Genomic DNA, 1,479 nt, shown 5'->3' on the forward strand with positions numbered 1-1,479 from the left:
TTGTATGATAAGTTGGTAGATTTGGAATAATATACTATAAAGATTTTTTAGGAGGTTTTTTAATGACAAGAAAAAACGAAATCAACTTTGATTATAATGAAGAAGTTAAAAAGTGTAAAACAATCGATGACGTTCTTGGAAAGAACGGTCTCGTTCAAAAACTAGTTAAAGATGTACTAGAAAATATACTTGAGGCAGAAATGGATGAACATCTTGGTAGAGATAAATATCAACGACAAAATAATATTGAACCTGAACAAAGAAATTATAGAAATGGATATAGTCAAAAGAATTTAAGAAGTTCATTTGGGGATGTAGATCTTGATATTCCTAGAGATAGAAAAGCTGAATTTGAGCCTCAAATTGTAAAAAAATACGAAACTGTTTGCAATGAGTTGGATAAAAAAATAATTTCTCTTTATGCTAAGGGAATGACTACTAGTGATATTCAAGCTGAAATAGAAGATCTATATGGAATAACAATATCACCATCAATGGTTTCTAAAATAACAGATAAAGTAATAGCTACCGCTACCGAATGGCAAAATAGGATGTTAGATAAGATATATCCAATAGTTTATTTAGATGCTATGTACTTTAAAGTTAGAAGCAATGGAAAAATAGTTAATAAAGCTGTATATATTTGTTTGGGATATACCATGGAAGGATATAAAGATATTCTTGGATTATGGGTTGATGAAGCTGAAGGAGCTAAATTCTGGTTAAGTATTTGTAATGACTTAAAAAATAGAGGTGTAAAGGAAATCTTAATAGCATGTATGGATGGACTAAAGGGATTACCACAAGCTATTCAGACTGTATTTCCATCAGCTAATATACAAACATGTATTGTTCATCAAATAAGAAATTCTATTAAATACATAGCTTCAAAAGATAAAAAAGCGTTTATGAGAGATTTAAAAGAAGTCTATAAAGCTACTACAGAAGAACTTGCGTTAGCGCAGCTAGATAAATTAAAAGATACTTGGGGAAATAGTTATGGAATGGTTATAGATTCATGGTATAACAATTGGAATAATCTATCTACGTTCTTTGCTTTCTCTCCTAGAATAAGAAGGATAATTTATACAACTAATGCACTTGAAGGATTCAATAGGCAAGTACGTAAGTATACTAAATCTAGAACTATATTTCCTACAGATGAATCTTTAAATAAGTGTGTATATCTAGCGACTATGGAAATAATGGAAAAATGGACTCAACCAACTCCAAATTGGGGTGCTACGCTAGCGGAGCTAACATTATTCTTTAGTGAAGAATTAAAAGATGAACTAGCATAAAAGCTTGTACTTTTTATAAATTTTATGTATATTATCTAATTTTTGTTAGATAATATAAAAGAACAGAACAATTCATTATTAGTATTTCTAGATAATAAAAAAATATTACTGGAAATCAAAATTTCCAGTAATATTTAATTTATAAGAAACTATATTACACAAAATTATCTACAGTCTC

At 28.7% G+C, this 1,479-nt stretch carries 1 protein-coding gene; it reads left to right on the top strand.

What is annotated here, in order from left to right; translation table 11 throughout:
* The first annotated feature begins 62 nt into the window (after positions 1 to 62).
* Entirely contained in the window at positions 63 to 1,301 is a 1,239-nt protein-coding gene (locus I4V51_RS20810) for an IS256 family transposase (protein ID WP_195990343.1), read from the top strand.
* The last annotated feature ends 178 nt before the right edge of the window (positions 1,302 to 1,479 follow it).

This window comes from Clostridium sp. D53t1_180928_C8 (assembly GCF_015667795.1).
GTDB lineage: Bacteria > Bacillota > Clostridia > Clostridiales > Clostridiaceae > Clostridium.

Excerpts from the sequence above, each read along its gene's own strand:
- I4V51_RS20810 (WP_195990343.1), top strand. The coding sequence starts at position 63 with ATGACAAGAAAAAACGAAATCAACTTTGATTATAATGAAGAAGTTAAA.